Genomic DNA, 7,317 nt, shown 5'->3' on the forward strand with positions numbered 1-7,317 from the left:
GAGAGGATGCCGACCTCGTCGGCGACCTGGCGGCCGGTGGTCGCCGCCCCCCCCTGGCGGGGGAACAGGGCGGCAGCGGGGTCGAGGAGCGCCTCGCGCCGGTCCCCAGGCTCTCGCACCAATGTTTCCTCGCAGACAACTAGACGGGATGGATCGTGTTCGGCCCGAGGCGTGCGGCCATTGCCGCTGGCGGCGTTCGGGACACCTAGCCTACCAAGCGCTTGTTACGATGGTGTGCCCGGCGCGCCGTTCCGCCGGGCCGACCGTCTTCGCCCGGCGTCCCACCCGGCCGTCGCGTGCGGTGCCCCGTGTCGTGCGCAGCCACGGGTGAGTGGGCGAGGGGTCGATCCCCGGCGGAATCGGCGTCGATTGCTCCCGCAGGATGCCACGACACAGCGCCTGGTCGCTACAACGGCGGACGTCGGACCGACGGACGTCACCGCGGCGCGACCAGTCGCGCCGCTGCTCGGCGAGCCTGCGCGGCCAGCGCCGCGGCCTGCTCGGCGAAGGACTCGGGGGAGCGGTCGGTGACGCCCATGGCGCCCCGGCGCATCCGGGCGTAGACGTCCTCGACGATGCAGGCCGTCTTCCACCAGCTGAAGGCGAGGTGGTAATCCAGCGCGGCCGGGTCGTCGCCCGTCGCGGCGCAGTACCGCTCGGCCAGCTCGGCCCGGGTGGAGAAGCCGGGGACCACGGTCGGCGGCGCGTACAGCGCGGTCTGGCGGTCGGCCGGCTCCGCCCAGTAGACGAGGAACTGCCCCAGGTCGACCAGCGGGTCGCCGACCGTGGTCAGCTCCCAGTCGAGGATGCCCCGTACGGCCATCGACGGGTCCAGGATGCAGTTGTCCAGCCGGTAGTCGCCGTGGACGATACCGGTGCGGCGCTGCTCGGGCACGAGCTCGGCCAGGCGCGCGTGCGCCGCCTCGAGATCGGGCAGCTCGCGGGTGCCGCCGCGCCTCCAGTTCCCGTACCACCGGCGCAGTTGCCGTGCCACGTGGTCGCGGCGCGCCGTCAGGGCGCCGAGGCCGACCCGCGCCGGGTCCACCCGGTGCAGCGTCACCATCGCGTCGATCAGGGCCGGGCCCACCAACCGCCGCTGCGCCACGCTGAGCGATGCCTCGACGCCGGCCGGGTCGCGCAGCACCAGGCCGTCCAGGTGTTCCATCACCACGAAGGGTGCGTCGGTGACCGAATCGTCCGCGCAGACGGCGAGGATGGCGGGCACCGGCACCTCGCCTGTGAGGCCGTCCAGTAGGCGTGCCTCGCGGAGTACGTCGTGCGCCGTCGCCGCGTGCGAGCCGAGCGGTGGCCGGCGGAGCACCCGGTGTACGCCTGCGGCGTCGGTGACCAGGTAGGTGAGGTTCGAGCGCCCGCCAGGCAACCGGGTGAACCCGATCGGCGGCCGCAGCCCCGGAACGTGCTTGGCCAGCCAATCGGGGACCGCGGGGGAGATCCCGAGCGGCAGGGGTGGCGCGACGCTCATCGGCGACTCCCCGGAATCGGCTGCGGCGACTTCCCGACGACAGTAGCAAGCGCTTGGTTGGCTCGCTATAGTTCCTCAATCGGCGTGACCGCCGCCACGGCGACCGAGAGGAGGTGCGGTGACACCGATCTGGTCCGGCCTGTCGATCGGGGCCGTCTACGCCCTGATCGCGATCGGCTACAACGTCGTCTTCATCGCATACACGACGTTCAACTTCGCGCACGCGCAACTCATGATGTTCGCGATCTTCGTGACGTACTGGGGCCTGGTCGTCGCCAAGCTCCCGGTCGTGCTGATCTTCGCCATCGCGGCGGTCGGCATCGGGCTCATCGCTCTGCTCGAGGAGTTCGTGGCCATCCGACCGGTCAAGGGGGCGCACGCCCACCTGGTCACCACCCTGGGCATGGCCACCCTCCTCGACGGCACCACCCGGCTGATCTGGGGCGACCAGGTGCTGAAGGTGCCGGCCGTCGGCTCGGACGCCACCTTCACGCTGCTCGGCGGCCGGATCAGCGTCCCCGAGGTGGTGCTGATCGTCAGCGTCGTCGCGATAGCGGTGGCGATGATCGTCTACAGCCGTCGGTCGCTGACCGGGCTGGCCCTGCTGGCCATGGCCGAGGACCGGGACGCGGCGCTGCTGCGGGGAATCAACGTCAAGCGGCTCGCCCTGGGGGCGTTCGTCTTCACCGGGGTGCTGGCCGGCCTGACCGGCCCGCTGGTCGGCCCGAAGACGTTCGCGGTCTCCACACTGGCCGCAGCACTGGCGCTCAAGGGCTTCGTGGCATTGGCCATCGGTGGCTTCGGCAGCCTGCCCGGGGCGCTGCTCGGCGGCTTTCTCGTGGGGCTCGTCGAATCGCTGACCGGGCGCTGGCTGGGCAGCCAGTTGCCCACGATCATGGTGTTCGTCGTCCTGCTGCTGATCCTGATGCTCAAACCCACCGGGCTGTTCGGCACGACGCGGGAACGGATGGTGTGACCATGGCCCTGCCGCGTCAGCTCCGTGCCCTGCCGTCCTGGACGATCCCCCTGGTGCTGGCGGTGCTGCTGGTCGCGGCGCCCTGGCTCGGCATCAGCTCCGGCACCCGGCGGCTGCTGCTGCTCACCTGCATCCTGGCCCTGCTCTCCAGCGGGCTGAACCTGAGCTTCGGGTACACCGGCGAGTTGGCCCTCGGGCAGGCCGCCATGTACGCCACCGGCGCGTACCTGACCGGCTACCTCGCCATGCACTGGATCAACGACCTGGCGCTGCTCGTGCTCGTCGCGGCCGCTGCGGCGCTGCTGGTCGGGCTGGTCTCCGGGGTGCCCGGGCTGCGGCTCGGTGGCTGGTCGCTGGCCATGACGTCGTTCTTCCTGGTGTTGCTGGTCCCGCAGTTACTCGACCTGCTCGAGCACTACACCGGCGGGGCGGTGGGCATGGTCGGCATCCCCCGGCCCCGGCTCCTCGGCGCGGAACTGAGCAGCCTCGACATGTACGTCGTGGTCGCGGTGATCACCGTGTGCTGGTTCGCGGTGATGCGCAACCTGATCACGTCCCGGCACGGGGTCGCCTTCCAGGTTCTGCGGGAGAGCCCGATTCTGGCCTCGTCGCTCGGCATCTCGGTCTACCGGATGAAGCTGACCGCGTACGCGATCGGCGCGATCCCGGCCGGTATCGCCGGGGCCCTCTTCGCCTACGTGGACAAGTACCTCGCGCCGCACTCGTTCGGCTTCACGCTCGCCGTGACCGTGCTGGCCGCCTCGATCCTGGGCGGCGCCAAGAGCATCTACGGACCCTTCGTCGGCGCCCTGGTGATGCAGTACGGTCCGCTGCGCTCCACCGAGTTCGAGCAGTACACCCAGATCGTCTACGGAGTCTTCCTCATCCTCGCCGGCACGCTGGTGGCCAACGGCCTGGCCGGGCTCGCCAACCGGGCCGTCGCCCGACTGGCGACGCGCTGGCGACCCACGCCGGATGCGGCCGCCGCCGGCGAGGCGGCGCCGGTCGGCCCTACACCCGACGGTCCGGCGCTGCCGCCGCTGACCGGTGCCCGGCTTGCGGTGACCGACGTACGTAAGCGCTTCGGCGGCCTGCAGGCGCTGGGCGGGGTCACGCTGACCGCCGTGCCCGGGCAGATCACCGCCCTGATCGGTCCGAACGGTTCCGGCAAGACCACGCTGCTCAACGTCATCTGCGGCTACTACCGGATCGACTCCGGGTCGATCCACCTCGGGGACGCGGAGATCACCGGCCGTAGCACCCACGACGTCGCTCGGGCGGGGGTCGCCCGGACCTTCCAGACGCCGCTGTTCCCCGAGCACATCACCGTACGCGAGGCGGTCGCCGCCGGGGCGTACTCGCCGCGCCACGTCGGGATGCCGGCCGCGATCCTCCGGCTGCCTCGTTACCGGCGGGCGGCGGCCGCCGATCGGGCCGAGGTCGACGACGTGCTGCGCCTGGTCGGCGCCGCGAGGTTGGCAGACGTGGAGGCCGCGTCCCTGCCGCTGGGCACCCGGCGGCTGCTCGAGGTGGCGCGGGCGCTGGTGGCCCGGCCCAAGGTGCTCCTGCTCGACGAGGTCGCCTCCGGCCTCGACGAGGACGAGATCGAACGGCTCGCCGGGCTGATCCGCGCGATTCGTGCCGCGGGCACCACGGTGATCCTGGTCGAGCACAACTTCCGGCTGGTGCTCGACCTGGCCGACGCCATCCATGTGCTGGCGCAGGGCGAGCTGATCGCCTCCGGTACGCCCAACGAGATCGAGAACCACCCCCGGGTGCTCTCCGAGTACCTCGGCGTGCGGCAGGAGGTCCATCCGTGAGCAGTTCGGCCACTGTGGAGAGCCCGCTGCTGGAGGTCCGTGGCCTGGCCAGCGGGTACGGCGACATCCGCGCGGTCTGGGACGCCTCGTTGCAGGTCCGCGCCGGTGAGATCACCGTGCTGCTCGGGCGCAACGGCGCCGGCAAGACCACCACACTCCGGGCGGTCGCTGGACTGAACCGGGCGGACGCCGGCTCGGTCGTGCTGCGCGGGCGGGACATCACCGGCGCGCCGCCGCACCAGCGGGTGCGGGCCGGCATCGGACTCGTGCAGGAGGGCAAGCGGATCTTCCGCCGCCGGACCATCGAGGAGAACCTGCTGCTCGGTGGCTACACGCGCGGCCTGAACAAGCGGAAGCTGCTGGTCGAGTTGGGCCCGATCTACGAGATGTTCCCGGCCTTGGCGCAGCGTCGACACGTCACCTCGGGTCAGTTGTCCGGCGGGCAGCAGCAGATGCTCGCCATCGGGCAGGCCCTGATGGCACAGCCGTCCCTGCTCATGCTCGACGAACCGTCGGGTGGCCTGGCGCCGTCGGTGGTCGCCGAGGTGATGGCCACGGTCGCCGCACTCAAGGCCACCGGGATCGGCATCCTGCTGGTCGAGCAGGCCGTGACGGCCGCGCTCGAGGTCGCCGACCGGGTCACCGTGCTCGACGTGGGCCGGGTGATCCTGGACCGGCCGGCGACGGACGTCGCCGGATCCGACGCGCTCGCCGACGCGTACTTCGGCCGGCTCCAGTAGAAACGGCGCCCGGCCTGCCCACGCCCCCGCCCGGGGTCGTCGGGGCCAGCCGACTGCCCGGCAGCAGCCGGACCTTCGGTTGGCGCCCGACGACCCGTCGGCGGGGAGAACCGTGCGTGGCGGGCCGGTGCCGGGGCGGGCGGATCACGCGATGGGCGCCACCGTCTGCACGACCGGGTCGGAGCGCAGCGAAACCTGCACCTCGATCCGGCTCGCACACGAGGGACAGTGCAGGCGCCGAATGACGAACCGCTCCGAGCCGGGGTAACGCGCGGGCAGCGGCGCCACCTCGTGCACCGGGCCCTCCACGACAGCCATGGCCAGGTAGGGGTTGCCGTCGACCGGGCTGAGCGGGGCGGCGCACCGCGCGCACGCTATGTGCCGCCCGCCGGGGCCGTCGACCAGATCCAGCGCGTTGGTCAGTCGGCGGCCGGGCCGGTGCGCCACCGGGGCCGCCGGTTCCCGGCCGCCGATCCGGTCCGAACGCACGAGCCGGCGCCGGGCCGTCGTCGCCTCCCGGTCCACCGTCCAGGACGTCGCGCCGGCCCGCACGAGCACGACGCCGTAATCCCGGTCGGCCCCGGCCACGCTCACCAGCCCGTCCTCGACGTCGCTCAGCACCGCCGCGGGGTCGCGCTCCAGCGGGTCGCCGTACCCGCCCCCGCCCTGCGTCACCGCCAGATGCACGGCGTCGCCGGTGAGCCGGGCTGCCGCGTCGGGCAACGGCAGAGCGGGCTCGCCCCGCCCGCCGGCCAACAGGTCGTCCACGACCTCCACGCCGCCGGCGTAGAACATGCTCTGTCGTCCGGGGTCACCCCCGTCGAGACCGACCGCGGCCGGATGCTGCAGTCCTTGGGCGAACGAGACGACCCGGATCGGCTCGTCGGTACCGTGCGGCCGAAGCGCGATGACGCACCCCACCCCGCCCCGCTGCCGCCCCGGGCCGGCAGAGTCGGCGAGTTCGGCCCGCCGAAGGTAGAGCACCGGCAGGTAGCTCTCGTTGACCTCCACGTTGGCGCAGGACGCTCCGGGTGAGGTGGTGGAGCCCGACGAGTCGACGCCGTCGAGCAGCAGCGTCGCCCCGCCGCCACCGGTCAGCTCGTCCAGCGTCATCGAGCCGAACGGCTCGCCGGAGCGCGAGACACCGGAGAGCACGCCGCCGCCCGCTCCGGACGACTGGCAGCTGGCCATCGCCAGCCGGGCGAGCTCCGCCGAACCCTCCAGCATCCGCGACAGGCACGCGTTGACGCTGACCCGGATGGCCTGGCAGGAGGTGGCCGTGCTCATCGCCACCCCGGCGGGCCAGGCGGCGTGCACCACGGTGCCCTCCCGGCTGATGATCTTCACCACCCGGGCGACGGCACCCGGCACCCACAGCAGGTCCGCGCAGAGGTAGACGAGCACCGACGCCACCGCGAAGTTGACCAGGGCCGGGTAGGCGGCGTTGATCGCGCCGGGGGCCTGGGGGGAGCTGCCGCTGAAGTCCAGGACCAGTTCGTCGCCCCGCTTGGTCGCGGCCAGCCGCACCGCGTACACGTCCGAGTTGTCGGGGGCCGGTGCGCCATGTTCGAGATAGGACACGTGCCGCCAACGGCCGTCCGGCAGCTCCCGTAGCCGCGCGCGAAGTTGCCGCTCCGCGACGTCGACGAGATGGTCCATCGCCGCGATCACGGTCTCCGTCCCGTAGCGGCGGCACAGCTGCTGGATCGCCGCCACGGCGGCGCGGTTGGCCGCGATCTGGCCGGCCAGGTCCAGCGCGTTCAGGCGTGGGGTGCGGGACCGGATGAGGTAGCCGCGCTCGATGTCGCGGCGGATCCGGTCATGTTCCACGATCCGCACCGGGGGGACCGGCAGGGGCTCATCAAAGATCGACCCGGCGTCCAGCGCCAGCCCGCCGGTGGCCGGACCACCCACATCCGGCTGGTGCACGGTCGAGCCGCACCACGCCACCAGCGTGCCCTCGTGGAACACCGGTGCCACGACGACGACATCCGGCTGGTGCAGCGTGCCGACGTACGGATCGTTGGTCATGAACTGGTCGCCGGGGCGGATTCCCGGGTCGGTGGCGTAGTTCCGGATGATGTCGGAGGTGACCAGATCGAGCGAGGCGACCTGGCACAGCACGTAGTCCCCGCAGGCGACGACGGTGCCGTCGGCCGTGGTGATGGCGGTGTTCAGATCGTTGGCTTCGACGGCGATCTGCGATCCCGAGACCTGCCGGAGCATGATCGCTGCTTCGTCGCGTAGTGGTTGCAGGTGAACCAGACGCCGTCGCGCTGCCGTGAGCATCCCGGGGGT

Annotated in this window: 5 protein-coding genes; 3 read left to right on the plus strand and 2 right to left on the minus strand. The window is 72.2% G+C overall.

Annotated elements, in window-relative coordinates; genetic code table 11:
- Positions 1-436: 436 nt before the first annotated feature.
- The gene (locus tag FXF52_RS39845; protein ID WP_148804821.1) at positions 437-1,483 is read right to left on the minus strand and encodes a phosphotransferase family protein; all 1,047 of its coding nucleotides are present in this window, start codon (positions 1,481-1,483) and stop codon (positions 437-439) included.
- A 118-nt stretch (positions 1,484-1,601) separates the two neighbouring features.
- On the opposite strand from FXF52_RS39845, the gene FXF52_RS39850 reads away from it, so the two are divergent.
- Genes FXF52_RS39850 through FXF52_RS39860 form a run of 3 tightly spaced genes read left to right on the plus strand, consistent with a single transcriptional unit; the run spans position 1,602 to position 5,019 of the window.
- Positions 1,602-2,459, plus strand: coding sequence for a branched-chain amino acid ABC transporter permease (locus tag FXF52_RS39850; protein ID WP_148804822.1), 858 nt, complete (start codon positions 1,602-1,604; stop codon positions 2,457-2,459).
- A gap of 2 nt (positions 2,460-2,461) precedes the next feature.
- Positions 2,462-4,279: an ATP-binding cassette domain-containing protein gene (locus FXF52_RS39855; RefSeq protein WP_148804823.1), complete on the plus strand. Its 1,818-nt coding sequence runs from the start codon at positions 2,462-2,464 to the stop codon at positions 4,277-4,279.
- Complete coding sequence (locus FXF52_RS39860; protein ID WP_222870937.1) at positions 4,276-5,019, plus strand: ABC transporter ATP-binding protein; 744 nt, start codon at positions 4,276-4,278, stop codon at positions 5,017-5,019. The genes FXF52_RS39855 and FXF52_RS39860 overlap by 4 nt, the downstream gene beginning before the upstream one ends.
- 144 nt (positions 5,020-5,163) lie before the next feature.
- Here the strand turns inward: FXF52_RS39860 and FXF52_RS39865 are convergent.
- A partial coding sequence (locus tag FXF52_RS39865) for a hydantoinase B/oxoprolinase family protein (protein WP_148804824.1) occupies positions 5,164-7,317 on the minus strand: 2,154 nt, incomplete at its 5' end.

The organism is Micromonospora sp. MP36 (assembly GCF_008119785.1).
Lineage (GTDB): Bacteria > Actinomycetota > Actinomycetes > Mycobacteriales > Micromonosporaceae > Micromonospora.

What these genes read in the sequence shown, in the direction of transcription:
- FXF52_RS39855 (WP_148804823.1), top strand. Translation starts at nt 2,462, where the DNA reads ATGGCCCTGCCGCGTCAGCTCCGTGCCCTGCCGTCCTGGACGATCCCC.
- FXF52_RS39845 (WP_148804821.1), bottom strand. Translation starts at nt 1,483, where the DNA reads ATGAGCGTCGCGCCACCCCTGCCGCTCGGGATCTCCCCCGCGGTCCCC.